General features: G+C 67.1%; 18 protein-coding genes and 3 pseudogenes. 15 read left to right on the top strand and 6 right to left on the bottom strand.

Features of this window, described 5'->3' with window-relative positions:
- Positions 1 to 8 precede the first annotated feature (8 nt).
- Positions 9 to 893: an IS3 family transposase gene (locus ACKTSN_RS11395; protein WP_409467272.1), complete on the top strand. Its 885-nt coding sequence runs from the start codon at positions 9 to 11 to the stop codon at positions 891 to 893.
- Here the strand turns inward: ACKTSN_RS11395 and ACKTSN_RS11390 are convergent.
- The 4 genes from ACKTSN_RS11390 to tnpA all read right to left on the bottom strand — a co-directional run bounded on the left by ACKTSN_RS11390 (position 877) and on the right by tnpA (position 7,216).
- A complete protein-coding gene (locus tag ACKTSN_RS11390; protein WP_409468995.1) occupies positions 877 to 1,302 on the bottom strand; it encodes an RICIN domain-containing protein in 426 nt (141 codons plus the stop codon). The genes ACKTSN_RS11395 and ACKTSN_RS11390 overlap by 17 nt on opposite strands.
- Complete coding sequence (locus ACKTSN_RS11385) at positions 1,299 to 5,099, bottom strand: GH92 family glycosyl hydrolase (RefSeq protein WP_409468994.1); 3,801 nt, start codon at positions 5,097 to 5,099, stop codon at positions 1,299 to 1,301. The genes ACKTSN_RS11390 and ACKTSN_RS11385 overlap by 4 nt, the downstream gene beginning before the upstream one ends.
- Before the next feature lie 483 nt (positions 5,100 to 5,582).
- Positions 5,583 to 6,785 (bottom strand): RNA-guided endonuclease InsQ/TnpB family protein, encoded by a 1,203-nt coding sequence (locus tag ACKTSN_RS11380; protein WP_409468993.1) that lies wholly within the window; start codon positions 6,783 to 6,785, stop codon positions 5,583 to 5,585.
- Entirely contained in the window at positions 6,782 to 7,216 is a 435-nt protein-coding gene (gene tnpA, locus ACKTSN_RS11375; protein ID WP_409468992.1) for an IS200/IS605 family transposase, read from the bottom strand. Before tnpA ends, ACKTSN_RS11380 begins: the two co-directional genes overlap by 4 nt.
- Positions 7,217 to 7,360: 144 nt before the next feature.
- Here tnpA and ngcE point away from each other — a divergent pair, with 144 nt between their 5' ends.
- From ngcE to dxs, 9 genes and pseudogenes are all read left to right on the top strand, one after another.
- Positions 7,361 to 8,809 carry an N-acetylglucosamine/diacetylchitobiose ABC transporter substrate-binding protein gene (ngcE, locus tag ACKTSN_RS11370; protein ID WP_409468991.1) on the top strand — a complete coding sequence of 483 codons (1,449 nt, stop codon included), beginning with the start codon at positions 7,361 to 7,363 and terminating at the stop codon, positions 8,807 to 8,809.
- 58 nt (positions 8,810 to 8,867) lie between these two features.
- On the top strand, positions 8,868 to 9,794 hold the full coding sequence (locus ACKTSN_RS11365) for a carbohydrate ABC transporter permease (RefSeq protein ID WP_409468990.1): 927 nt from the start codon (positions 8,868 to 8,870) through the stop codon (positions 9,792 to 9,794).
- 3 nt (positions 9,795 to 9,797) lie between these two features.
- Complete coding sequence (locus ACKTSN_RS11360) at positions 9,798 to 10,721, top strand: carbohydrate ABC transporter permease (protein ID WP_409468989.1); 924 nt, start codon at positions 9,798 to 9,800, stop codon at positions 10,719 to 10,721.
- Positions 10,722 to 10,776: 55 nt separating this feature from the next.
- Positions 10,777 to 10,881 (top strand): annotated as a pseudogene (locus tag ACKTSN_RS11355) (carbohydrate ABC transporter permease); the annotation flags it as partial.
- A 182-nt stretch (positions 10,882 to 11,063) separates the two neighbouring features.
- On the top strand, positions 11,064 to 12,263 hold the full coding sequence (locus ACKTSN_RS11350; RefSeq protein ID WP_409468988.1) for an ROK family transcriptional regulator: 1,200 nt from the start codon (positions 11,064 to 11,066) through the stop codon (positions 12,261 to 12,263).
- A gap of 132 nt (positions 12,264 to 12,395) precedes the next feature.
- Positions 12,396 to 13,496: a sugar ABC transporter substrate-binding protein gene (locus tag ACKTSN_RS11345; RefSeq protein WP_409474805.1), complete on the top strand. Its 1,101-nt coding sequence runs from the start codon at positions 12,396 to 12,398 to the stop codon at positions 13,494 to 13,496.
- Positions 13,497 to 13,688: 192 nt separating this feature from the next.
- Positions 13,689 to 14,480 carry an ATP-binding cassette domain-containing protein gene (locus tag ACKTSN_RS11340; protein WP_409468987.1) on the top strand — a complete coding sequence of 264 codons (792 nt, stop codon included), beginning with the start codon at positions 13,689 to 13,691 and terminating at the stop codon, positions 14,478 to 14,480.
- Positions 14,477 to 15,772: a sugar ABC transporter permease gene (locus tag ACKTSN_RS11335; protein WP_409468986.1), complete on the top strand. Its 1,296-nt coding sequence runs from the start codon at positions 14,477 to 14,479 to the stop codon at positions 15,770 to 15,772. The genes ACKTSN_RS11340 and ACKTSN_RS11335 overlap by 4 nt, the downstream gene beginning before the upstream one ends.
- A gap of 191 nt (positions 15,773 to 15,963) precedes the next feature.
- Positions 15,964 to 17,886 (top strand): 1-deoxy-D-xylulose-5-phosphate synthase, encoded by a 1,923-nt coding sequence (dxs, locus tag ACKTSN_RS11330; protein WP_409468985.1) that lies wholly within the window; start codon positions 15,964 to 15,966, stop codon positions 17,884 to 17,886.
- 8 nt (positions 17,887 to 17,894) lie between these two features.
- Here dxs and ACKTSN_RS11325 read toward each other — a convergent pair whose 3' ends face one another.
- Positions 17,895 to 19,556, bottom strand: a complete 1,662-nt coding sequence (locus tag ACKTSN_RS11325) for an IS200/IS605 family accessory protein TnpB-related protein (RefSeq protein WP_409468984.1) — start codon at positions 19,554 to 19,556, stop codon at positions 17,895 to 17,897.
- Positions 19,557 to 19,797: 241 nt separating this feature from the next.
- On the opposite strand from ACKTSN_RS11325, the gene ACKTSN_RS11320 reads away from it, so the two are divergent.
- From ACKTSN_RS11320 to ACKTSN_RS11310, 3 genes and pseudogenes are all read left to right on the top strand, one after another.
- Positions 19,798 to 20,103, top strand: coding sequence for a transposase (locus ACKTSN_RS11320; RefSeq protein ID WP_409467273.1), 306 nt, complete (start codon positions 19,798 to 19,800; stop codon positions 20,101 to 20,103).
- A gap of 29 nt (positions 20,104 to 20,132) precedes the next feature.
- Positions 20,133 to 21,017: an IS3 family transposase gene (locus ACKTSN_RS11315; RefSeq protein WP_409467272.1), complete on the top strand. Its 885-nt coding sequence runs from the start codon at positions 20,133 to 20,135 to the stop codon at positions 21,015 to 21,017.
- 182 nt (positions 21,018 to 21,199) lie between these two features.
- Positions 21,200 to 21,568 (top strand): annotated as a pseudogene (locus ACKTSN_RS11310) (DUF4158 domain-containing protein); the annotation flags it as partial.
- 181 nt (positions 21,569 to 21,749) lie between these two features.
- Here the strand turns inward: ACKTSN_RS11310 and ACKTSN_RS11305 are convergent.
- A complete protein-coding gene (locus ACKTSN_RS11305) occupies positions 21,750 to 23,045 on the bottom strand; it encodes a GNAT family N-acetyltransferase (protein WP_409468983.1) in 1,296 nt (431 codons plus the stop codon).
- Positions 23,046 to 23,240: 195 nt separating this feature from the next.
- On the opposite strand from ACKTSN_RS11305, the pseudogene ACKTSN_RS11300 reads away from it, so the two are divergent.
- Both ACKTSN_RS11300 and ACKTSN_RS11295 read left to right on the top strand, forming a co-directional pair.
- Positions 23,241 to 24,071: pseudogene (locus ACKTSN_RS11300) on the top strand (recombinase family protein).
- A 127-nt stretch (positions 24,072 to 24,198) separates the two neighbouring features.
- Complete coding sequence (locus tag ACKTSN_RS11295) at positions 24,199 to 25,722, top strand: amino acid permease (RefSeq protein ID WP_409468982.1); 1,524 nt, start codon at positions 24,199 to 24,201, stop codon at positions 25,720 to 25,722.
- Positions 25,723 to 25,735: the final 13 nt, after the last annotated feature.

Here is a 25,735-nt window from a genome sequence, read left to right as displayed (position 1 = left end):
TCGTCGACGTGGAGAAGGCCGGCCCCGACCGTCCGGACGGCTACAGCGTCTCGTTGCTGTGCCGGGCTCTGAAGATCTCACGCTCCGGCTACTACGCCTACCTCGCCGCCCGTCCGGCCGCTGCCGCCACAGCGCGCGAGGAGGACGAACTGGTGGCCGAGATCCGGCAGATCCACGAGGAGTCCCGCCGCGCCTACGGCTCCCCGAGGATCACCGCGGCCCTGCGCCGCCGGGGACGCCGGATCAACCGGAAGAGGGTCGAGCGGCTGATGCGCGAGCACGACATCCGCGGGATCACCCGCCGCAAGCGGCGCAGCCTCACCAAGGCAGACCGTAAGGCGGCACCCTCCCCGGACCTGGTCGGACGCGACTTCACCGCTGTCGAGCCGGGCACGAAGCTGGTCTCCGACATCACCTATCTGCCGACGTTGGCCGGCTGGTGGTATCTGGCGACGGTCATCGACCTGGCTACTCGCGAGGTGGTCGGGTACGCGATGGCCGACCACCACCGCGCCGAGCTGGTCGTCGACGCCCTGAAGATGGCCGCCGGCCGTGGCGCCCTCAAGCCGGGCTGCATCGCGCACTCGGACCGGGGCTCGGAGTACACGTCGCGCGAATACCGCATGCTGATACGGGAGTTGAACCTGAGGCAGAGTATGGGAAGAACGGGCTCGTGTTACGATAACGCCGCGGCCGAAAGCTTTTTCGGACTGCTGAAAGCGGAGATCGGAACCACCGTCTGGGAGTCCCACGAAGCGGCCCGCGCTGACGTCTTCCGCTTCATAGAGGTCGAGTACAACCGCACCCGGCTGCGCAAGCACCCCGTGTACGGCTACGTCACGCCGCTCGAGACTAGAACCCTGACGGCCCACGACCTCACCCCCGCAGCGTAACCATCCGCTGTCCAGGTCCAGGGGGGAACTTCAGTGCACCGTTGGCTGTACTTGCACCTGAAATACCCAGGCACAAGCCGCTCTTGCGATTCTTCAGTGCGAAGTATTCCCCGCTGTAAGCGTCGTCGTCCTTCACCCAGTCCTGGTTGGTGTCGCTGGATCCCCTCGCCGTGATGGCCGCCGCGCCTACAGCGGTGCTGGCACCGTCGCTACCGAGATTCAGCCCCGACTCGAAGTTCTCGAAGCTGCGGTAGGGCTCGTCCAGGACAAGGAACCAGTCCTGCAGGTTGACGCCAACCTCTCTTGGCTGCTGGACAACCCTGGCGCCGTTAGCAGAGCTCACGGCCTGCAGGACCTTTCCGGACTTGAGGTTCTTGATCGTATTGGCTTCCTGGCGGGGCTGCCTCAAGTCTGAAGTTCCACCTCGGACACGGTCCCCTCGCCGTCCAGGACCAGACGGTACTTCTCGTACGGACCCGGTGACCCCACGGAGAACGCGCGGGTCTGTCTGTCCCAGGTGAAGGACTCCCCGGATCGCTTGTCCAGAGTCCGCCATGTGGTCCCGTCGGACGAGCCCTGGAGGGTCCAGCCGGTCGGGGCCTTCGTGTGGTCGGCCGACGACGTCAGCGTGTACTGCACGGCCCACTCGCACCCGGGCATCGGCAGCTCCACGGACGTCACGCTCGCGTCCGTCGCGGACGTGTTGTCGAACAGGGGACCCGCGCCCCGGAGCACGTCCGTGCGGGGCGTCGGCACCTTGTCGCCCTGGGTGATCGACACGGGCGCGGCGTCCCTGCCCGTGCCCCACTTCGAGGGCTTCGGGCCCATGTCGAAGTCCAGGACTGCGCCTTTCGCGAGCCGTGAGTGGGGGAGTGAAGTCGACGACCAGGTACGGCCGTTGACCTTCAGGCCCTGGACGTAGACGTTCTTCGCGCTGTTCTTCGGGGCCCGGACCACCAGGTCACGGCCGTTCTCCAGATGGACGGTGGCCTTGGTGAACAGCGGGGAGCCGACCGCGTACTCGCCGCTGCCCATCACCAGGGGGTAGAAGCCGAGGGCGGAGAAGAGGTACCAGGCCGACTGTTCGCCGTTGTCCTCGTCGCCGTGGTAGCCCTGGCCGATCTCGCTGCCGGTGTAGAGCCGGGACAGCACCTCACGGACGTATCTCTGCGCCTTCCAGGGCTGTCCGGCCGCGTCGTACATGTAGATGGCGTGGTGGGCGACCTGGTTGGAGTGCCCGTACATGCCCATCCGGACGTCCCGCGCCTCCGTCATCTCATGGATCACGCCGTTGTACGAGCCGACGAACTCCGGCGACGCCGTCTCGGGCGTGCTGAAGTACTCGTCCAGCTTCTCCGCGAGCCCGGACCGGCCGCCGTACAGGTTGGCCAGGCCCCGGCTGTCCTGCGGGGCGGTGAAGGCGTAGCCCCAGCCGTTGGTCTCGGTGTAGTCGTAGCCCCACACGCGCGGGTCGTACCTCGAGGACTCCACACGCCAGTTGCCCTGGGCGTCCCTGCCCTGGAAGAAACCGGCCTCGGAGTCGAAGAGGTTCACGTACTTCTGGGCGCGGTCGAGGAAGTAGGCGGATTCTTCCTTGTAGCGCTTGTCGCCCGTCTTCCGGTACAGGGCCCGCCCCATCTGTGCGATGCCGTAGTCGTTGAGGTAGCCCTCCAGCGCCCACGACAGGCCCTCGTGCGTGTCGGTGCTGGTGTAGCCGAGGAAGGGTGAGGTCACCATGCCCTTGCGGCCCACGCCCGACGACGGCGGCACCACCGTCGCGTTCTTCACCGCCGCGTCGTACGCCGCCTTCGCGTCGAAGTCGACACCCTTGACGTACGCGTCCGCGAAGGCGACGTCCGAGGACGTGCCGGTCATCAAGTCGGCGTACCCCGGCGAGGACCAGCGGGAGGTCCAGCCGCCGTCCTTGTACTGCTGCACGAACCCGTCGACCATCTCGCCCGCCTGAGAGGGTGTCAGCAGCGAGTACGCCGGCCAGGTCGTCCGGTACGTGTCCCAGAAACCGTTGTTGACGTACACCTTGCCGTCCACGATCTTCGCGCCGGTGTGCGTCGGCGTGTCCGGGCCGGGCATGGGCGAGAACGGGGAGGCGTACTGGTACTTCGAACCGACCTTCTCGAAGCCGGAGTTGGGGTAGAGGTACAGCCGGTACAGGCTGGAGTACAGCGTCGTCAGCTGGTCCGGCGTCGCGCCCTCGACCTCGACCTTGCCGAGCAGCCGGTCCCACTGCCGCTGGGCGCGGTCCTTGACCTCCTCGAAGGACATGCCGTCCGGGATCTCCTGGCGCAGGTTGTCCCTGGCCTGGTCGACGCTGATGAGGGAGGTCGCGAGCCGCAGCGTGACGGTTCGGTCGTCGGCCTTGAACCGCAGGTACCCCTTGACCCCGCTCGACGCCCCGTCCGTCACCTGCTTGTCGAACACGCCGTAGACGAAGAGGCGGGTCGCTCCCGTCGACAGCCCGGACTTCACGTCGGAGTAGCCGGTGACGATCCCCTTCTCCTTGTCGAGCGTGAGGCCCGCCTGGTCCGTCACGTTGTCGAAGAGGACGCTCGCGTCGTCGCCGGGGTAGGTGAAGCGGAGGACCGCCGCGTGGTCGGTCGGCGCCATCTCGGTCTTCAGCCCGTTCTCGAACCGTACGCCGTAGTAGTACGGCCGCGCGGTCTCGTTCTCGTGCCGGAAGGCCAGCTCCCGTGCCTCACGGCCGTTGTCCGGGGTTCCGGCGGCGGCGGACGGCATCACCTGGAAGGTCTGCCGGTCACCCATCCAGGGGCTGGGCTCATGGCTGGCGCTGAACGCCTGGATCGTCGGCAGGTTGTCCGCGTTGTTCGCACGTGCATAGTCGTACAGCCAGCTCAGCGAGCCCGCGTTGGTCACCGGCGTCCAGAAGTTGAAGCCGTGCGGCACGGCGGTCGCCGGGAAGTTGTTGCCGCGCGAGAAACCGTTGCTGGAGTGGGTGCCGCGGGTGGTGACGGCGTAGTCCGACAGGTGCGCCTTCGGCTTCTCAGGGGCCCTGACCTTCAGGGACACGTCGTCCACCCAGCCACGGAACTTCGCCGGGCCCGCGGGGGAGTCGTACGCCACCAGGATCCGGTCGACGGTCTTGCCCGCCGCGACCGAACCGATCCGCGAGACGACGTTGTTCCACTGGTTGACGTACAGCACCTTGGCGGCGCCCTGCCCTCGCGGCGACAGTGCGAAGCCGTGCTGGTCGGTGGCGCCCAGGTCGCTCAGGTGAGTGCCGTCGGTGAACGCCAGGTCCACCGAGACGTTGGTGGCGTCGTAGTCGCGGTCGCCGTCCGTCATCGACGGGAAGATGCGGTACGAGAGTTCGGTGTCGCGGCCGACGGCCACGTCGACGTCGAAGACCTTGTTGTACGAGTACGCCCGCCCGTCCGCGGTGTGCCGGCCGGCGTAGCGCAGCGCCCGCTTGCCGGTGAAGCCCGCGCCCGCCTTCGCGGTGGGCGAGCCGCTCGGGCCGCGGTCGACCAGCGAGAGCATGTCCTGCGGTACGGGGCCGTCATCGCCGCCTGTGGAGAACTGCACGTCCGCGAGCTGGAGGATGTCGCCGCCGTGGTTCCTGGTGACGTCGAGCCGGTAGTGCCGGTACTCGGCGGCGGCGGTCTCGGCGATGTCGTACGTCTTGGTCTGGAAGCGTTCCGGGAAGGACTCGCCGGTGCGGGTGTCGAGGGTCTTCCAGTCCTTGCCGTCGGTGGAGCCCTGCAGGGTCCAGTCCGCGGGGTCGCGTTCGTCGTGGTCGTTGGCCGAAGTGAGGGCGTACCTGGTGATTTTGGCCGGCTTGTCCAGGTCGAACTCGACCCAGCCGGTGGGCTCGAACGTCAGCCACTTGGTGCTCGGCTCCGTGTCGACGAGGTTCTCCTTCACCTCGCCGGCGCCGGTGTTCTCGCCGCTCGCCCGTACGTCGGTGACATGGTCGGTCACATTGCCCGGAATGCCGCTGCTGTACCCGCCGTCGACGCCCGCGGCGCGCTTGCTGCCGTCCGGTGCGGTGTCGACGGTGTTGAGCCAGTCCGGGGCCGGCTCCCCGGCCTCGAACGAGGACGCGAACTCCCGGTCGGCGGTGGGTGCTTCCGGCACCGCGACTGCCACCCCCTGTGAGCCCACGGCCAAAGCAAAGGCGGTCGCCGTCACGACCGCCGGACCCCATCTGTGCCGAACTCTGTGCTGCATGAGCGAGCACCCTCCCTGCACCACGCTGGACAACGTTGTCAACTTTCGTGCGCAAGATCCAGTAGTGGCTCAAGTAGTCAGTGCTGTCAAGGTGGCTGCGGCGTTCGGGCTCAATCTCGCGGATTTTTCCGGCAAGGCGCCCACAGGCAGCTCATATTTCCGCGAGGTCTCAACTCGGAAAAGCCGACGGCCAACCTTGCATTCGATCTTGCTCTGTTGGCGGGAAGTGGACTATACCTGTCGGCGTCCGTAGCCGTTCGACGGTGGCCGGGCACAGGTGGTTGCCGTGCCTGAACGCACTAACCACCGAGTACCCCCAGCCCTGGCCCATCAAGTACGAAGCACTTCCCGCACGACTTGTACGTCCTAGCTTGGCCCGACTGCGGTGCCGGGGAGGTTCCGGTTCACCGCCTGAGTCCTGAAGGCGAGGACTTGAGCGTGACTCCGCCCACCGCTGAAGCAGCGAGCTTCCTGCGTCGCCGACTAATCGGCGCAGAGGGCCAGCCCGGCCCTGTTGAGGATGCTCAATGCGCCGACGTGGTCCGCGTTGGCGGCGAATCCGCACGCTGCGCACTCGAACTTCGCTTGGCTGGTGCGGTTCTCCTTGGCAACGTGCCCACACTCCGGGCAGGTGCGGGAGGTGTTGTGGGCGTCCACGGGGATCACGCGGCGACCAGCGCTCTCAGCCTTGTTCGCCAGGATTCCGAGGAACAATCCCCAACCCGCATCGAGGATGCTGCGGTTCAGCCCGGCTTTGGCGGCGGCCTTGTTCGGAAGGAACACACCGTCGCGCCTGGGGTCGGGCTTGGGCGCGGGCCTCTTGGTCATGCCCGCCGTGTTCAGTCTCTCGTGGGCAATCACGTCATGCTTTCGCACGAGTGCGCTCGCTGTCTTGTGGTGATGGTCGAGCCGCTGACGTCGCACCTTCCTATGCAGCTTGGCGACCTTCCGAGCCGCGGCGCGGTGCTTCTTGGTCCGGCGCTTCGTGCGCTTGGGGAAGGTGTCCAGAAGCCGCTGTGCCTCCGCCAGCTCCTTGGCGGACTTCTCCATAAGGCGTGGGTTGGTGACGTGATTGCCGCTCGAGTCGGTGAAGAAATACACCGTGCGCATGTCGATGCCGACGATCGATCCTGTGGCCGGAAGCGGCTTGGCAGGTACGTCGTCACAGGCGAGAATCACGTACCAACGGCGGCCTTCCCGCTTGACACTCACCGTTTTCACCCGACCGGGTACGGGTCGGTGCTGGTGGACCCGGACATGTCCGACGCCTTGCAGGCGTACTCGGGTCTGCGTGTCGTGCGGGGTGGAATCCCAGCGGCAGCCGTCGCCGTTCTTCGGGAACTCAACGGTATCGAAGTGTCCTACGCCTTTGAACCTGGGGTATCCGGCCTTCTCGCCTTTCTTGATACGACTGAAGAAGGCGGCGAACGCTTTGTTCAGCCGACGAAGGGTTGCCTGCTGGGAGGAGAACGACCAGCGTGCCTGGCCCGGGCCGAAGTTGCGGATCTCCGAAAGCTGGGCGGATTGCTGTCCGTAGCTGATGTTCGTCTTCGACGCGTGCTGATAAGCGTCGCGCCGCTCCTGAAGCGCGGCGTTGTAGAGGGCGCAGTGATCCCGGAGCATGTCCCGGAGCGCCTGCTCCTGGCGCACGGTGGGTCGAAGAAGGAATTTGCAGGCGCGTCTCAAGCGATCGTCTCCTGGCTTTCCTTCAGGGGACGTTCCCACTGCGTCTCGATGTACTGCTGCACTGTCTTCACAGAGACGGCGCCGACCGAGGCGGCGAAGTACGACGACGACCACAGTGTGGGCAGGCGGCTCTTCAGGTGCGGGAATTCTTCCCGTAGTACGCGGGAGGTGAGGCCCTTGAACTGGTTGGCCACATGTGAGGCCGACGCCTTCGGATCGTGCTTGAGGAACAGACGGACATGGTCGGGCAACACATCGAGTGCCACGATATGCCACCCCCGTTCGTCAGCCTTCTGCTCGATCAGTTCACGAAGACGTTCCGCGACCTGGCCGTCGAGGACTGGTCTGCGGTACTTCGAGCACCACACCACATGCAGCCCGAGGTCGTATACGCCACCAGAGAACCGGCGAGCCTTATTGGTCGCAGACACGTGATCAATATACACATGCCGCAGGTCTATTGCGGGTGCCCTCCGGGAACATGGCCGGAGTGATATTGCGGCGCTTCGCACCGCACGGACAAGGATTCGATTAACCGTTGGCCAAAGCCGGCGGTCTCCTTGAAGGTAGGTCTGATGGGATCCACTTCCGATGTCAGCAGCGCAGAGGGTGTAAAGCGCCGCGATGTGATCAAGCGTTCTGCCGCGCTCGGTCTGATCTCCGTACCGACGATGAGCTTCCTGTCCGCGTGTGCCAGCAGCGGGGGAGATGACGAGGACAAGGCCGAAGCGGGCAAGAAGACCGAGAAGAACCCGCTCGGCGTCAACGACAGCGCGCAGATGGAATTCGTACTGTTCGACGGTGGCTTCGGCAAGGAATATGCTGAGGACGCCGTGAAGATCTACGAGCAGAACTTCCCCAAGGTGGACGTGAAGTTCTCCGCCACCCAGAAGATCCAGTCCACGCTCCAGCCCCGCTTCAACCAGGGCACCCCGCCGGACCTCATCGACAACTCCGGTGCCGAGCAGATGGACATGGGCGTCCTCTCCAGCAAGAACCAGCTCGCTGACCTCACGCCGCTGCTGGACGCCCCGTCGTACGACGACCCGAACAAGAAGGTCCGTGACACGCTGCGCCCGGGCATCGTGGAGATGGGCCAGTTGGACGGCGATCCGGTCTGGATCATGTACTACGCCTACACGGTGTACGGCGTCTGGTACTCGCAGAAGGCCCTGGACTCGCTCGACGAGCAGTACCCGGAGACCTGGGACCAGATGCTCGCGGTCTGCGAGAAGGCCAAGAAGAAGGGCATGGCGGGCTGGACGTACGCGGGCAAGTACCCGTATTACATTCCCTTCTCGCTCTACCCGATGATCGGCAAGGTGGGCGGGGTGGAGGTGCTCGACGCCATCGACAACCTGGAGCCGAACGCCTGGAAGCACCCGGCGGTCAAGGCGTGCTTCGACGCCTACTATGAGCTCTACCAGAAGGGCTACATCCTCAAGGGCACCCCCGGCCTGGACCACATCCAGTCGCAGACCGCCTGGGCCCAGGGCAAGGCCCTGTTCATCCCGAACGGCTCCTGGGTGGAGAACGAGTCGGCGAACGTCATCCCCAAGGACTTCGACCTCGCCGTCTCCGCGCCCACCGGCATCGACTCCTCCGACAAGCTGCCCTTCGGCACCATCTGGGCCTCCGGCGGTGAGCCGTTCATCGTCCCGGCCAAGGCGAAGAACACCGCGGGCGGCATGGAGCAACTGCGCGTCATGCTGAGCGAGGCGAGCTCCAAGAACTTCACCAGCAAGGTCAAGTCGCTGACCGCGTACAACGGCGGTACCGACGGCATCACCCTCACCCCGGGTCTCACGTCCGGCGTCGCGGCGCTGGACAAGGCCGGCGAGAACGTGGTGAATCCGCGGATGCAGGACTGGTACGTGCAGCTGCAGAAGGAGAAGATCGGTGTGGCCGGTCTCGGCGAGATGATGGCCGGTCGCCTCACCCCGGCCGAGGCCATCAAGAAGATCCAGGGCTTCGCCGACGAGACCGCGAAGGACACGTCGATCAAGCACTACAAGCACCAGTAGGTCCCGTGAGGATCAGTCACCAGCGGCTGCACCCGCGCGCAGATCGGGGTCGATAGCAATGCGGCACGGCAAGTACCGGTTCATCGTGGGGTTCCTCGCGGTGCCCCTGGGGCTGTACGGGCTCTTCGTCGTCTGGCCGTTCATCCAGTCCATTTACTACTCGTTCACGGACTGGACCGGTCTGAGCCCTGAGTTCAAGATGGTCGGCTTCGACAACTACGAAAGGATGCTCGACGACGACATCTTCTGGAAGTCGTTGCAGCACAGCCTGTTGTTCGCGTTGTTGTTGCCGCTGGTGACGATCGGTTTCGCGCTGTTCCTCGCCTTCATGATCAATGTGGGCGGACGGCGCAGAAAAGGTGGCCCGGCGATCACCGGTGTCCGCGGTTCCTCGTTCTACAAGATCGTCTACTTCTTCCCGCAGGTGCTGTCGATCGCCATCGTCGCGCTGCTGTTCGCCTTCGCGTACAACCCGGACAGCGGAGCGATCAATTCGATCCTGCGCGGGATCGGGCTCGACAGCGTCCAGCCGCTCTGGCTGGGCGACCCGAACCTCGCCCTGTGGGCCGTGATGGCGGTGATCGTCTGGTCCACGGTCGGCTTCTTCGTGGTCCTGTTCTCCGCGGGCATGGCCTCCATTCCGGCCGATCTGTACGAGGCCGCGCTGCTCGACGGCGCCGGCCGCGCCAACACGTTCTTCCGGATCACCCTGCCGCTGCTGTGGGACACCGTGCAGTCCGGCTGGGTCTACATGGGCATCCTCGCCCTCGGCGCCGAGTCCTTCGCGGTCGTACACATCATGACGACCGGGCCCGGCGGCCCCGACTATTCGACCACGGTCATGGTTCTGTACGTGTACCAGAAAGCGTTCCGTGACGGGCAGGCCGCCTACGCCACCACCATCGGCGTCGCCCTGCTCATCGTCACGCTGGCCTTCGCCGCGGTCGTGATGCGGCTGGGGCGGCGCGAGCGGCTGGAGTTCTGACAGATGAAGACAACCGAGACCTCCGCCCCCGTACCGGCCGAGTCCGGTGTGCCTGTGAGTAAGACCCGTGTACCGGCCGAAGTGCCGTCCAGGGAGAAGAAAGAGGGCACCGTCCTCAACGCCTTCTCGCACGGCATTCTCATCATTTGGGCGTTCATGGTCGTCATGCCGCTGCTGTGGGCGGTGATGACGTCCTTCAAGGACGACAGCTCCATCTTCGGCTCGCCGTGGTCACTGCCGGACAAACTGCACTTCTCGAACTGGTCGCGGGCGTGGACCGAGGCCAACATGAGCGACTACTTCCTCAACACGATCCTGGTGGTGGGAGGTTCGCTCGTTGGCACGCTGGTGCTCGGCTCGATGGCGGCATACGTTCTCGCCCGCTTCGACTTCCCGGGCAACCGCTTCATCTACTACCTGTTCATCGGCGGCATGAGCTTCCCGATCATGCTCGCGCTGGTCCCGCTGTTCTACGTCGTCAACAACATGGGCCTGCTGAACACGATCCACGGCCTGATCCTGGTCTACATCGCGTATTCGCTGCCGTTCACGGTGTTCTTCCTGACGGCGTTCTTCCGCACGCTGCCGACATCGGTGGCCGAGGCGGCCTTCGTCGACGGCGCTTCCCATACCCGCACGTTCTTCCAGATCATGCTCCCGATGGCCAAGCCCGGCTTGGTCAGCGTCGGCATCTTCAACTTCCTGGGCCAGTGGAACCAGTACATGCTGCCCACGGTTCTCAACACCGACCCCGACAAGCGGGTCCTCACCCAGGGCCTGGTGCAGCTGGCCGTCAGCCAGGGTTACAAGGGCGACTGGTCCGGCCTCTTCGCCGGTCTGGTCATGGCGATGCTGCCGGTGCTCGCGGCCTACATCGTTTTCCAGCGCCAGGTGGTACAGGGGCTTACGGCGGGGGCGTTGAAGTGACGCGTGGTGGGGTTGTGACCGCGAATTCGGCGCCACGCCCTCGGTCCTATCTGCCGTGCTGTTCGCAGGCGTGACGATTGCGATGATCCCGATGCTGGTGGTCTGTCTGTCCTTCCAGCGCCAGGTGCAGGCGGGTCTGACCTCGGCAACCCTGAAGTAGCGTTCCGTAGCCGATTGCACGCACACCGCTTCCGTGCCGGGGGGTGGTGTGCGTGCTGTGTGCACGATCCCGGAAACTGTTCAACCTCTTGACGGGAGGCACCCCGTGCGGCTCAGCTTAGAGTTCACTAGTTGGACATAGACGGGGCCTCATCGAGGCGGTCCCGTGCGCAGGAGGTCGTCGTGGAGACTCCGGGGTCGCAGTCGTCGCTGCACCGAGCCAACCTGGAGCGGGTCGTACGAGCCGTGCGGCTGGCGGGATCCCTCACCCAGGCGGAGATCGCAAGGACGACCGGACTGTCCGCGGCGACGGTCTCCAACATCGTCCGGGAGCTCAAGGACGGCGGAACGGTCGAGGTCACGCCCACCTCGGCGGGTGGCCGGCGGGCCCGCAGCGTCTCGCTCAGCGGTGACGCCGGGATTGTCATCGGGGTGGACTTCGGGCACACGCATTTGCGCGTCGCGGTCGGGAACCTCGCCCACCAGGTGCTGGCCGAGGAGTCCGAGCCGCTGGACGTGGACGCCTCCGCGGCGCAGGGCTTCGACCGGGCGGAAATGCTGGTCAACCGGCTGATCGCGGCGACCGGAGTGGACCGCGGCAAGATCGCCGGGGTGGGCCTGGGCGTCCCCGGCCCGATCGACGTGGAGTCCGGGACGCTGGGCTCCACCGCCATCCTGCCCGGCTGGACCGGCGCCAAGCCCGCCGAGGAGCTGCGGGGGCGGCTCGGCGTACCGGTGCACGTGGACAACGACGCCAACCTGGGCGCCCTGGGCGAGCTGGTCTGGGGCAGCGGCAAGGGCGTGCGGGACCTGGCGTACATCAAGGTCGCCAGCGGTGTCGGCGCCGGCCTGGTGATCGACGGGAGGATCTACCGGGGTCCCGGCGGCACAGCAGGTGAAATCGGGCATATCACACTCGATGAATCCGGGCCCGTCTGCCGCTGCGGAAACCGCGGCTGCCTGGAGACCTTCACGGCCGCGCGCTATGTGCTCCCACTTCTCCAGCCCAGTCACGGCACCGACCTGACCATGGAAGGGGTCGTACGGCTGGCGCGGGACGGCGACCCGGGCTGCCGTCGGGTGATCGCCGACGTCGGCCGTCACATCGGCAGCGGAGTCGCCAATCTCTGCAACCTCCTGAACCCGAGCCGCGTGGTGCTGGGCGGCGATCTCGCCGAGGCCGGTGAGCTGGTGCTGGGGCCGATCAGGGAGTCCGTCGGCCGCTACGCCATCCCGAGCGCGGCGCGTCAACTCTCCGTTCTTCCGGGGGCGCTTGGGGGCCGTGCGGAGGTGCTCGGGGCGCTCGCCCTCGCACTCAGCGAGATGGGCGATTCAACCCTTTTGGACGGCACGCCGACTGCCGCGGTACCCGCCTTCACTTAGAGAACGGATGGCACCGTTGCCAACCCGTTAAGGATTTACTTCTTGACGTCGCACGTGTGGCCGAGTTGACTTCCAGCCACCTCGGCCGCAACGACGCGGCCTCGTCAGGGAGGTTATGAAGTGAACACGCGTATGCGTCGTGCCGCAGTCGCCATTGCCGCGGGTGCGATGGCCGTTTCTCTCGCCGCCTGTGGCAGCGCTGAGGAAGCGGGCGGCGGCGACAACGACTCCACCGGCTCCGCCGCCAAGGGCGACGACATCAAGGTCGGCCTCCTCCTTCCGGAGAACCAGACCGCGCGCTACGAGAAGTTCGACCGGCCTCTGATCGAGCAGAAGATCAAGGAGCTGACGAACAACAAGGCGGAGATCCAGTACAACAACGCCAAGCAGGACGCCAACCTGCAGGCGCAGCAGGTCGACACCATGATCACCAACAAGGTGGACGTGCTGATCCTGGACGCGGTGGACGCCAAGGCCATCAAGAACTCCGTGCAGAAGGCCGTCGACGCCGGCATCGAGGTCGTCGCCTACGACCGCCTGGCCGAGGGCCCGATCAGCGCCTACACCTCGTTCGACAACGTCCAGGTCGGCAAGACCCAGGGCGAGGCCCTCCTGGAGGCGCTCGGCGACAAGGCCAAGGACGGCCAGATCGTCATGATGAACGGCTCCGTCACCGACCCGAACGCCGCCCAGTTCAAGGAGGGCGCGCACTCCGTCCTCGACGGCAAGGTGAAGATCGGCAAGGAGTACGACACCAAGGAGTGGAAGCCGGAGAACGCCAACTCCAACATGGAGTCCGCGATCTCGGCACTCGGCAAGAAGAAGATCGTCGGCGTCTACTCCGCCAACGACGGCATGGCGGGCGGCATCATCACCGCCCTGAAGTCGGCCGGCATCGACGTCCCGGTCACCGGCCAGGACGCCGAACTCGCCGCCGTGCAGCGCATCGTCACCGGTGAGCAGTACATGAGCGTCTACAAGCCGTACGCCCCCGAGGCCGAGGCCGCCGCCGAGATGGCCGTCGCGCTCGCCAAGGGCGAGTCCCTGGACTCCATCGCCAAGGACAAGGTCTCCAGCGACAGCGCCAAGGATGTTCCGTCGGTTCTGGTCCCGGTCACCTCGCTGACCAAGGACAACATCAACGACACCGTCATCAAGGACGGCGTCTACACGGTCGACGAGATCTGCACCGGCAAGTACAAGTCGGCCTGCGCCAAGATCGGCCTGAAGTAAGCAACCGCAAGTCCCTTTGAAAGTACGGGAATCACCCAGGAACTCGTCCTTGGATTCCCGTACGGGACTGCAGTTCTCCAGGCTCCTCCGGCGCCCCGCGTACACACAGCCCCGCAAGCTCGTGCGGGGCGCCGGACGGAACATCCCCCCAGTCTTCTGCACAACCTCCCGCCGGGTCAGGCGGCGAAGGAGATGGTTCACGTGTCCGCTACGCCCGTGCTGGCGTTGCGCGGGGTCTCCAAGCGGTTCGGTGCCGTTCAGGCGCTCACCGACGTAGAGCTTGAGGTCCACGCCGGTGAAGTGGTCGCCCTGGTCGGCGACAACGGCGCCGGAAAGTCCACGCTGGTCAAGACGATCGCCGGCGTGCACCCCATCGATGAGGGCGTCATCGAATGGGAAGGCAAGCCCGTTTCGATCAACAGGCCGCACGACGCCCAGGCCCTGGGCATCGCGACGGTCTACCAGGACCTCGCGCTGTGCGACAACATCGACGTCGTCGGCAACCTGTTCCTCGGCCGTGAGCTGCGGAAGTGGGGCGTCCTCGACGAGGTCGAGATGGAGCGCCGCTCCCAGGAGCTGCTCAAGACGCTGTCGATCCGCATCCCCAGCGTGCGCATCCCGATCGCCTCGCTCTCCGGCGGTCAGCGCCAGACCGTGGCCATCGCCCGCTCCATGCTCGGCGAGCCCAAGCTGGTCATCCTCGACGAGCCCACCGCGGCCCTCGGCGTCGAGCAGACCGCCCAGGTCCTCGACTTGGTCGAGCGGCTGCGCGAGCGCGGCCACGCCGTGATCCTGATCAGCCACAACATGGCCGATGTGAAGGCCGTCGCCGACAAGGTGGCGGTGCTGCGCCTGGGCCGCAACAACGGCGTCTTCGAGGTCAAGACAACCTCGCAGGAGGAGATCATCTCCGCCATCACCGGCGCCACCGACAACGCCGTGACCCGCCGTGCGGCGCGCACGACCGGGGAGGTTTCCCAGTGAGCATCGACAAGACCTCCACGTCCCCGCAGGACGAGACCGTCGTCGAGAACCCCGAGGCCGCCGCCGCCGCGGTGACCGCGGTCGACCCGCGGCTCCTGGTGCGCGAGCAGGGCCTCGCCGGCTACCTCGGTGAGTTCAAGCGCAAGATGAAGGCGGGCGAGCTGGGCTCCCTGCCCGTCATCGTCGGCCTGGTCGTCATCTGCGTCGTCTTCCAGTCCCTCAACTCGGCGTTCCTGTCCGCGCAGAACATCAGCGACATCACCGTCACGATGGTCGGCACGGGCATGATCTCCGTCGGCATCGTCTTCGTGCTGCTGCTCGGCGAGATCGACCTGTCCGTCGGCTCGGTCAGCGGCGCGTCCAGCGCCATCGCGGCAGTGATGGCGGTCAACCAGGGCTGGCCCGAGTGGCTGGCGGTGCTGTTCGCCGTCGGCGCGGGCGTCGTCATCGGCGCGGCGCACGGCTTCTTCTTCGCGGTCCTCGGCGCTCCGGCGTTCGCGGTCACCCTGGCCGGTCTGCTCTTCTGGCTGGGCTTCATGCTCCAGACACTGGGCGAGAACGGCACGATCAACCTCGACAGCGACGGCTTCATCGGCCAGCTGACGACGTACTTCTTCACGGACATCGCCGCCGCGTACGGCCTGGCGGCCGTGGTGACCGCGGTCTTCTTCACCACCTCGTTCCTCGGCAACCGGCGCCGTGAGGCGGCGGGTGTCCCGTCGCGGCCGCTGAGCGACACGCTGCTGCGAACAGGGCTGCTGACGGTGGTCTCCTTCGCCGCGGCGTTCATGTACAACCAGTACAAGGGCCTGCCGCTGGCCACGGTGATCTTCCTGGTGTTCCTCGTCGGCACGGACTTCGTGCTGCGGCGGACGTCGTACGGGCGCAAGGTGTTCGCGCTCGGTGGCAGCGTCGAGGCGTCGCGTCGTGCGGGTATCAACGTCACCGCGGTGCGGATCTCCGTCTTCGCGATCTCCGGTGGGTTCGCGGCGATCGGTGGTCTGTTCCTGGCGTCGAAGATCGCGTCTGCCAACCAGAGTGCGGGTACGGGTGACCTGCTGATGAACGCGATCGCTGCGGCCGTGATCGGTGGCACCAGCCTCTTCGGTGGGCGGGGCCGCACCTGGAACGCTCTTCTCGGTGTGCTGGTGATTGTTTCGATCCAGTACGGGCTTCAGCTGGAGTCCATCGCCGAGCCGGTGAAGTACATGATCACGGCGGGCGTGCTGCTGACGACGGTGGTTATTGACTCCATCACTCGTCGTACGCAGAAGACTGCCGGTCGAGCGTAGGAGTAGGCGGCGTGACTGTGCCCGGTACCAATGGGGGTACCGGGCACAGTCACGCCGTAAGAAAGCCCTGAGCTGGGTAGAGCCGAACGCGTGATGTATGACGCACCGCCCCGGCGTCGGTCGCCTGGGCGGAACATTAGACTCGTCAGGCCCGGCAACAGCTCGAACAGCTCTACTGCAAGGAGGCACGGGTGCCGCTGCTGACCCGCATCAGGGGACCGCGCGATCTGGACCGGCTCAGCCTGGAGCAGCTGGACCAGCTGGCAGAGGAGATCCGGACCTTCCTCGTCGAGGCGGTTTCCAAGACCGGCGGCCACCTCGGCCCCAACCTCGGTGTGGTCGAGCTGACCATCGCCCTGCACCGGGTCTTCGACTCGCCGAAGGACAAGGTGCTCTGGGACACCGGCCACCAGTCCTACGTCCACAAGCTGCTCACCGGCCGTCAGGACTTCAGCAGGCTGAAGATGAAGGGCGGCCTGTCCGGCTACCCCTCGCAGGCCGAGTCCGAGCACGACGTCATCGAGAACTCGCACGCCTCGACCGTCCTCGGCTGGGCCGACGGCCTCGCGAAAGCCAACCAGCTGCGCAAACGCGACGACCATGTCGTGGCCGTCATCGGTGACGGCGCGCTCACCGGCGGTATGGCCTGGGAGGCGCTGAACAACATCGCCGAGGCCAAGGACCGCCCCCTCGTCATCGTCGTCAACGACAACGAGCGGTCGTACGCGCCCACCATCGGCGGCCTCGCGAACCACCTGGCGACGCTGCGCACGACCGACGGGTACGAGCGCTTCCTCACCCGCACCAAGGAGATCCTCGACCGCACCCCGGTCGTCGGCAAGCCCCTCTACGAGACCCTGCACGGGGCCAAGAAGGGCCTCAAGGACTTCATCGCCCCGCAGGGCATGTTCGAGGACCTCGGGCTGAAGTACGTCGGCCCGATCGACGGCCACGACATCGAGGCCCTGGAGTCGGCGCTCGCCCGCGCCAAGCGCTTCGGCGGGCCGGTCATCGTGCACTGCCTCACCGAGAAGGGCCGCGGCTACCAGCCCGCCCTCCAGGACGAGGCCGACCGCTTCCACGCCGTCGGCAAGATCCACCCCGACACCGGCCTGCCGATCGCCACGAGCGGTGCCGACTGGACCTCCGTCTTCGGCGACGAGATGGTCAAGCTGGGCGAGGAGCGTGAGGACATCGTCGCCATCACCGCCGCCATGCTCCAGCCGGTGGGCCTCGACAAGTTCGCCAAGCGCTTCCCCGAGCGGGTCTACGACGTCGGCATCGCCGAGCAGCACGGCGCCGTGTCGGCCGCGGGCCTCGCCCACGGCGGGGTGCACCCCGTCTTCGCCGTCTACGCCACCTTCCTCAACCGCGCCTTCGACCAGGTCCTCATGGACGTGGCCCTGCACAAGTGCGGCGTCACCTTCGTGCTCGACCGCGCCGGCGTCACCGGCACCGACGGCGCCTCCCACAACGGCATGTGGGACATGTCGATCCTCCAGGTCGTCCCCGGGCTGCGGCTGGCCGCACCGCGGGACGCCGAGCAGGTCCGCGCCCAGCTCCGCGAGGCCGTCGAGGTCAAGGACGCCCCGACCGTCGTCCGTTTCTCCAAGGGCGCCGTCGGCCCCGCCGTACCCGCCGTCGGCCGCGTCGGCGGCATGGACGTGCTGCGCGAGCCCGGCACCACCACCCCCGACGTGCTGCTGGTCTCCGTCGGCGCCCTCGCGCCGATGTGCCTGGAGATCGCCACGCTCCTCGACAAGCAGGGCATCTCCACCACCGTCGTCGACCCGCGCTGGGTCAAGCCGGTGGACGAGGCCATGGTCCCGCTCGCCGAGCGGCACCGCGTGGTCGTCACCGTGGAGGACAACTCCCGGGTCGGCGGCGTCGGATCGGCCGTCGCGCAGACCCTGCGGGACGCGGGCGTCGACGTCCCGCTGCGGGACTTCGGCATCCCGCCGCGCTTCCTCGACCACGCCTCCCGCGCCGAGGTCATGGCGGAGATCGGGCTCACCGCCCCGGACATCGCCCGCCAGGTCACCGGGCTGGTCGCCAGGCTCGACGGACGCTACGAGCGGTCCGCGGCCGACGAGATCGAGGCCGCACGCGACTGAAACCGTTCCTACGGGCTGAGCGGGAGTGGGTCCTGTTGCCAGAACCCGTGCTCAGCCGTGTGCCCCGAACGGTGTTGGGCACACTGGTCGGCCGCTTTCGCTCCGCGTCCGGGCGGCACGGATCGTGTCCGTGGTCCGGGGATGCGGGGGCGGCTTTCCTCACGCCCTGGGGTGCCTGGTCCGGCCTGGGCGGTCCGATGCCCGCGACGATCGCTCTGGTCGTCGCGGGGCGGTGCCGTCCTCCCCCAGTGCCTTAAGGGCCTGGGAGGTACCCCCAGCCGGATCGGGTGCCCGAGGGCGCGTCGTCCGATCGCCACGCCTGCGGCGTGGTGACGGGTGGTCTTCCTGGTCTTGCTGGCGAGGGGGCGTTGCCAGTGCTGGGCGCCCCACTTGGAGGTGTAGGCGGGGTCGACGGCGATGAGCGGGATGCCGAGTTCGGCGGCCATCGACGCCAGCCGGGAGCGTAGTTTCGCCACGGGCATGCCGGAGATGAGCTTGCGGAACTGCTTGCGTCTGCCGTGCTTCTCCCGGGTCTTGTCCGCCGCGAAGTCGAGGTCCTCGACCGCGAGGGCCAGACCGTACCGCTTGGCCCAGTGCAGCAGCCGGATGAGGGCGTGGCGGACCTGGGCGTCACGGTGGTCGGCGGTGCCGGCCAGGTCGTAGGCGAAGGTGCGCGGGGCACCGACGGGGTTGCCGTGCTCGTCGAGACGCCAGGCGGCCAGATGGTCGGCGTTGGTGTCGACACCGACCAGGCCCCTCGCGCGGGCGGTGGCCAGAGGCACGGTGGTGACCGGGGGAACGGTCCATGAGGCGGTGAGGTACCAGCGGCCCCGGGTCACGTCTTCGTGGATGCGGTAGGCGACGGCCCGGTTCGCGGCCACGCGGTCGCGCCACTGCTCGCCCCGGTGCGCGAACGCCACCCGCGCGGCGAGGACGTACCGGCCGTGCGGGGCGTTCGCCAGGTGCGCCAGCGGCGCCGGGAGTTTGATCGAGACCTCGCCGTGGGGGGTGACGCGGAGGGTCTCGTTGCCGTACCGCTTGCCGGATTCGCCGTCCGCGGCGAGGAACCGGCGCCCGGCCTGCCACCGTCGGCGCCACTCGGCTTCGGTGAGCCGGGCGGCCTGCAGGTGGTGGCGGGTGTTCAGCAGCTGCTTCCCGCCGCGCACCACGCGCACGAGCCCGGCCTGCCAGTCGGCCCGCGCCGCGCCCAGCCGGTCTTGGAGGACGTGCAGGCGGCGGGATTTGGCGAACCACTCCTGCCTGCTGTGGTAGCCGCCCGGAGCGTGCTTGGTGCCCTTCTCGCCCACGGGCAGGGACAGCCGGTGCGCGATCGGCCGTACCCCGGCTTCAAGGTTCTGGATGTGCGCGAGCTGAGCCCGGCGGGCCAGCGCCCACTGGTCGTGGGTGGCCTTCGTGAGGCTCCCGGCCCAGCGGGACGACGACTGCGTCGTGAGGATCCGCTTGCGCTCGGCCCAGGCGTCGGTGTCGTGGTCCGGCCCGGCCGCGCACCGGGCCTTCAGGTCACGGGAGGCCAGCGCGTCCAGATGGTCGCCGACCAGGCGCAGCACCTCCTCGTCCACGGCGGTCAGGTGCTTGAGCCGGTCACGGACCGCCACCCCCGAGGGGCCGGGCACGACGAACGGCGCCGCCACCTCCCGCAGCCCGCCCACCCCGCTCCCCCCTCAACCGGCACCGAAGAACCCGTCACCGCACCCAACGACCACCACCCGAAAAGGTCACCCACTCGATGTGAGAACTCACGTTCCCCTCCCCGGGGAGCACACCTGCCGCAGCCCGGACACTCACTCATACGCCCCAGAACATGCTCGTACGCTGCCATGTGAAGTTCCCCCCGCTGCCCGGACAGCCTGATACTGGGACGGACGGTCCCGGAGGAAGCAGTTCCAGGTAGTGAGCAAGAAGAGCAATACGAGCAAGCGGTACACGGCCGAGTTCAAGCGCGACGCGGTGGCCCTGGTGTACTCGTCGGGCAAGACGGTCACCGAGGTCGCCCGGGACATCGGCGTCAGCGCCGAGGGACTGCGGAACTGGGTCAACCAGGACAAGACCGACCGTGGGCAGGGGCCGGCGGGAGCGTTGACCACGGCGGAGCGCGAGGAACTGGTGCGACTGCGCCGCAAGGTCCGCGAGATGGAACAGACCATCGAGGTGCTGGGAAAAGCGACCGCCTTCTTCGCGAACCACAAGACGAAGTAGACGTAGCCGCGCGCTACGCGTTCGTCGACGTGGAGAAGGCCGGCCCCGACCGTCCGGACGGCTACAGCGTCTCGTTGCTGTGCCGGGCTCTGAAGATCTCACGCTCCGGCTACTACGCCTACCTCGCCGCCCGTCCGGCCGCTGCCGCCACAGCGCGCGAGGAGGACGAACTGGTGGCCGAGATCCGGCAGATCCACGAGGAGTCCCGCCGCGCCTACGGCTCCCCGAGGATCACCGCGGCCCTGCGCCGCCGGGGACGCCGGATCAACCGGAAGAGGGTCGAGCGGCTGATGCGCGAGCACGACATCCGCGGGATCACCCGCCGCAAGCGGCGCAGCCTCACCAAGGCAGACCGTAAGGCGGCACCCTCCCCGGACCTGGTCGGACGCGACTTCACCGCTGTCGAGCCGGGCACGAAGCTGGTCTCCGACATCACCTATCTGCCGACGTTGGCCGGCTGGTGGTATCTGGCGACGGTCATCGACCTGGCTACTCGCGAGGTGGTCGGGTACGCGATGGCCGACCACCACCGCGCCGAGCTGGTCGTCGACGCCCTGAAGATGGCCGCCGGCCGTGGCGCCCTCAAGCCGGGCTGCATCGCGCACTCGGACCGGGGCTCGGAGTACACGTCGCGCGAATACCGCATGCTGATACGGGAGTTGAACCTGAGGCAGAGTATGGGAAGAACGGGCTCGTGTTACGATAACGCCGCGGCCGAAAGCTTTTTCGGACTGCTGAAAGCGGAGATCGGAACCACCGTCTGGGAGTCCCACGAAGCGGCCCGCGCTGACGTCTTCCGCTTCATAGAGGTCGAGTACAACCGCACCCGGCTGCGCAAGCACCCCGTGTACGGCTACGTCACGCCGCTCGAGACTAGAACCCTGACGGCCCACGACCTCACCCCCGCAGCGTAACCATCCGCTGTCCAGGTCCAGGGGGGAACTTCACATGCGACAGCGGTTCACGGGTGTGAGTAGTTGAGGTATAGGAAATCCCGGTGAGATTGATCTTGGTCGGCTAGCACACCTGCCGGGGGCCTCGCTGAGGTTCCCGGAAAGATCGTCGGGCGGGTGGTGACGCTGGCTACGGTCCGGCCGTGCCGGTGGAGTTTCTGACTGATGAGCAGGCCGAGGCGTACGGGACGTTCACCGAGGTGCCCGCGCCCCCGGAGCTGGAGCGGTTCTTCTTCCTCGACGATGACGACCGTGATCTGATCGCGCTGCGTCGTACGGACGCGCACCGACTGGGCATGGCGGTGCAGATCTGCACGGTCCGCTACGTCGGCCGGTTCCTGGGCGAGGACCCGCTCGCAGTGCCGTGGGAGGCCGTGGAATACCTGGCCGGGCAGCCCGGCATCGCCGACGCCTCGTGCGTGAAGCGGTACGCCGAGCGCCGGTCGACGGTGTACAAGCACGCGGCCGAGATCCAGAAGCGGTTCAAGTACCGGGACTTCACCGACGACGAGGACGTGGCCCGTCTCTCCCCGCTCAAGGACTGGCACATCAACTTCCTGGGCCGCTACCTGTTCAACATCAAGGCCAACGGCCCCGACCAGGGACTGCGCCCCTTCCGGGACCCGGACGCCTCTGAGGACGGCGAGAACGAGGACTGACCGCGCTGCGAGTGGCCGGGTTCGAGTGATGCCCCTAGAAGCCGAAGGAGTTGTGCGGTTCGGTGTCGATGCGGAACATCCGGGCCAGCTGCCCGATCACGCCGTCGGAGTGCGGAGTGATGTGGCCCGCATACGCCAGGTCATGTGCCGACCTGCCCCCGAAGTAGAGCGAACTAAGCGCCGGCACTGTGATGGTCAGGTCCGCCTCCCGGTCAGTGGCAACGCATGTCACCGAGGCACCGCACGCGCGGAGGAGCCATGTCCGGTTGTTTGCCGAGCACATTCGGTCGTCATCGATGGTGAACGTCAACTCGCCGGCCGTGTCGTACGAACGCTGTGTCAGGGCGAGGGGAACGTTGAGAAGGCGCGCCCACAGGTTGTCCGACTGACGGGTGATGCGCATCGCCCGTGGGTTCGCGAGCATCCACCGCAGTGGTTCGTCGCGCGGACGACCTGGCGCCACGATGGTCCTGGTGAGATCGAAGTCGACCAGCAGGCTCCACAGGGCGCGATAGGCCACCGGGTTCGTCGCCTCCAACGCCTCGACGACGAGCGTTCCTGCATTCGCGACTGTCGAGGACCACGGCAACCGAAAGTTGGCAACGCCGTCCACATCGCCATGCTGGTCACGGTGGACGAGATATCGCAGCGGTCCATTCGTGCCGTCTGCGCTGTCGGACAACCCATCCCAGCGTCCGGGCAAGGGGGTGAGCTCACCGACACGGTTTACACGCACCTCCGCGTGCACCACAGGCCAGAACTGCTTCGCCTGCGCGGCGTCGACCAGCTCCAGCGAACCCGGATCGGGCGCTGCCGGAAGGAGGGCGGCTTCGTGACGGTCCAGCTCCCACCGCGCGCGATAGGTTGCCGGCGAAAACCCGAATCGGCCGTAGATGCTGCCCTCGCTCGCACTGAGCATTGCCAACGGCTCACCCCGGTCCAAAGCCGCATCGAACATGGCCTGCATCATCCGCCGCAGGTAACCGCGGCGGCGGTGTGTAGCGATAACCCCGGTGGCAGTGACGCCGGCCATCTTGACCGTGCTCCCGCCGGGTACCGTCACGTCGAAGGAGATGGTGGCCGATGCGCCGACGCACGCGCCGTCGGTGAACGTCGCAATCGGATGGAAAGATCCGTCCTCGGCGTCAGCTTCTGCCCACTCCTCAAGCTGTTCGGCGGTCGCCGGAGTGCGCTGTGGAGGCCACGGCTCCGGACCACCGTGCCATGCGGCATCAGCCGGCTCCCACTGCGGCAACCCGCTCGTATAGGGCAAGGCCCGGTAGTACGCGTACATCTCATCTCGCCGTGGCGGGCGCACCTGGGTAGCCATGGCCACCAATGGAGTCACAACCATCGCTTACAGACAACCGATTACTTGCTCGCAGAGCTACTAACCTTCAAGAAACCTTCGTTTGTTGAAGACCGCCGGGCAGGCAGCCGGACGGTCCTCAGATCCTTCAAAAACCCCCGTGCAACAACCTCGGATCACCGTTTTCTGACAGGATTTCGGGCGTGACCACGCCACGTGAACCCGCCGCGTTCGACCTCCTGGTCGCTGCCCGCCGTCCGGACCGAGATCCGCATCGGCTACGCCCGGGTGTCCACCGGCGGACAGAAGCTCGACTGCCAGATCGACGCCCTCACCGCGGCCGGCTGCCGCCGGATCTTCGCGGACAAGAGGGCTGGCAAGGACGACCTGCGGCCCGAGCTGAAGGCGTGCCACGCCTTCCTCCAGCCCGGCGACACCCTGGTGGTCCCCGCGCTCGACCGCTACGGCCGCTCGCTCTAGGACCTGGTGACCATGGTCGGCTAGCTGCGGAGCTGGGAGATCGGCTTCACCTCGCTGCATGAGCGCCTGGACACCACCACCACCGGTGGGCGCCTGATCTTCCACGTCTTCGCCGCGCTCGCCGAGTTCATCCGCGAGCTGATCGTCTCCGGCACCCGCGAGGGCCTGGCCTCCGCCCGCGCGCCCGTAGCAGGGTCGGCGGCCGGCCCACCGTGGTCAACGCGGACATCATCCGGGCCGCCCGCGACATGCTCCCCAACCCCGAGCACTCGATCACCTCGATTGCCAAGCTGCTCGGGGTCAGCCCCGGCACCCTCTACAACCACATCCCCGATCTGCAGGAGCTGCGGGCCGGCCGCGTCCCGGCCGCTCCATCACCTCGATCGCCGCGCTCCTTGGCGTCTCCCCGGGAACCCTCTACAACCACATCCCCGACCTGCGCGAACTGCGCGCGGGCGCCCTCCCCCGCCAGCTCGAAGCGCCCGCGAGGTAGGTGAACCCCAGCAAGATCAATCTCACCGGGATTTCCTGTACCGTAACTACTCACGCCCGGTTCACAACCCCTGAATGGGTCGGTTTCACCACGGTGAAGAGTGGTGAAACCGGCCCATCAGCGTGAAACCGCCCACGCCGGGGCATACGCACTACGCCCCCTCTCGATCATGTCGAGAACGGCAAGCGTGGGAGGTACGCCGTGAGCAGCACCCTCTTCCGGACGAAGAAGGTCGAGCAGTCGATCCTCGATACCGAGGAACCCGAGCACGCGCTCAAGAAATCCCTGTCCGCCCTGGACCTGACGGTCTTCGGCGTCGGCGTCATCATCGGCACCGGCATCTTCGTCCTCACCGGCACGGCCGCGAAGAACCACGCCGGACCGGCCGTGGCGCTGTCCTTCGTGGCGGCCGGCGTCGTCTGCGCCCTGGCCGCGCTCTGTTACGCGGAGTTCGCCTCCACCGTCCCGGTGGCCGGCTCCGCGTACACCTTCTCGTACGCCTCCCTGGGCGAACTGCCCGCCTGGATCATCGGCTGGGACCTCGTCCTGGAGTTCGCGCTGGGCACGGCGGTGGTGGCCGTCGGCTGGTCCGGCTACATCGCCTCGCTGATGGACAACGTGGGCTGGCACATGCCCGAGGCGCTCGGGACCCGGGAGGGCGCCGAAGGCTTCGGCTTCGACGTCCTCGCCGCCGCCCTGGTGCTCGTCCTCACCGTGATCCTGGTGCTCGGCATGAAGCTGTCCGCGCGCGTCACCTCGCTCGTCGTCGCCATCAAGGTGACCGTCGTCCTGGTCGTGATCATCGCGGGTGCCTTCTTCATCACGGCCGACAACTACAAACCGTTCATTCCCGAGGCGCAGCCCCAGGCGGCGGGGAAGAGCCTGGAGTCGCCGCTTATTCAGCTGATGTTCGGCTGGGCGCCGTCCGACTTCGGCGTGATGGGCATCTTCACCGCCGCCTCGGTCGTCTTCTTCGCGTTCATCGGCTTCGACGTCGTGGCCACCGCCGCCGAGGAGACCAGGAACCCGCAGCGCGACATGCCCCGCGGCATCCTCGGCTCCCTGTTCATCTGCACCGCGCTCTACGTCCTGGTGTCGATCGTCGTCACCGGTATGCAGCACTACAGCCGACTGTCGGTGGACGCCCCGCTCGCCGACGCGTTCAAGGCCACCGGGCACCCCTGGTACGCGGGCTTCATCAGCTTCGGCGCCGCAGTCGGCCTGACCACCGTCTGCATGATCCTGCTGCTCGGCCAGACCCGGGTGTTCTTCGCGATGAGCCGGGACGGCCTGCTGCCCCGCTTCTTCTCCCGCGTCCACCCGCGGTTCAAGACCCCGCACCGGCCGACCATCCTGCTCGGCGTCCTCATCGCGATCCTCGCCGGATTCACGCCCCTGCAGGAACTCGCCGCGCTGGTGAACATCGGCACCCTGTTCGCCTTCGTGGTCGTCGCGCTGGGCGTGAACATCCTCCGCAGGACCCGCCCCGACCTGCACCGCGCCTTCCGCACCCCCTGGGTGCCCGTGCTCCCGATCGTGTCCGTGCTGGCCTCCCTGTGGCTGATGCTGAACCTGTCCGCCGAGACCTGGGTGCGGTTCGCCATCTGGATGGCGATCGGCTTCGTCGTCTACTTCCTCTACGGCCGCTCCCACAGCCGTCTCGGACGCCACGAGGAGACCACCGTCGCCGAGGCGATGAAACCGGCCCGCGGCGACGAGCAGTGACCGTCGCAGTTTG

Source organism: Streptomyces flavusporus, assembly GCF_046267975.1.
Lineage (GTDB): Bacteria > Actinomycetota > Actinomycetes > Streptomycetales > Streptomycetaceae > Streptomyces > Streptomyces flavusporus.
Note: the sequence above shows the minus strand (reverse complement) of the source record. Positions and strands in the feature narration are given on the sequence as shown.

Coding starts and splice junctions, on each gene's coding strand:
- ACKTSN_RS11340 (WP_409468987.1), top strand. CDS start 13,689: ATGGTTCACGTGTCCGCTACGCCCGTGCTGGCGTTGCGCGGGGTCTCC.
- ACKTSN_RS11385 (WP_409468994.1), bottom strand. CDS start 5,099: ATGCAGCACAGAGTTCGGCACAGATGGGGTCCGGCGGTCGTGACGGCG.
- ACKTSN_RS11365 (WP_409468990.1), top strand. CDS start 8,868: ATGCGGCACGGCAAGTACCGGTTCATCGTGGGGTTCCTCGCGGTGCCC.
- ACKTSN_RS11305 (WP_409468983.1), bottom strand. CDS start 23,045: ATGGCTACCCAGGTGCGCCCGCCACGGCGAGATGAGATGTACGCGTAC.
- ACKTSN_RS11345 (WP_409474805.1), top strand. CDS start 12,396: ATGCGTCGTGCCGCAGTCGCCATTGCCGCGGGTGCGATGGCCGTTTCT.
- ACKTSN_RS11360 (WP_409468989.1), top strand. CDS start 9,798: ATGAAGACAACCGAGACCTCCGCCCCCGTACCGGCCGAGTCCGGTGTG.
- ngcE (WP_409468991.1), top strand. CDS start 7,361: ATGGGATCCACTTCCGATGTCAGCAGCGCAGAGGGTGTAAAGCGCCGC.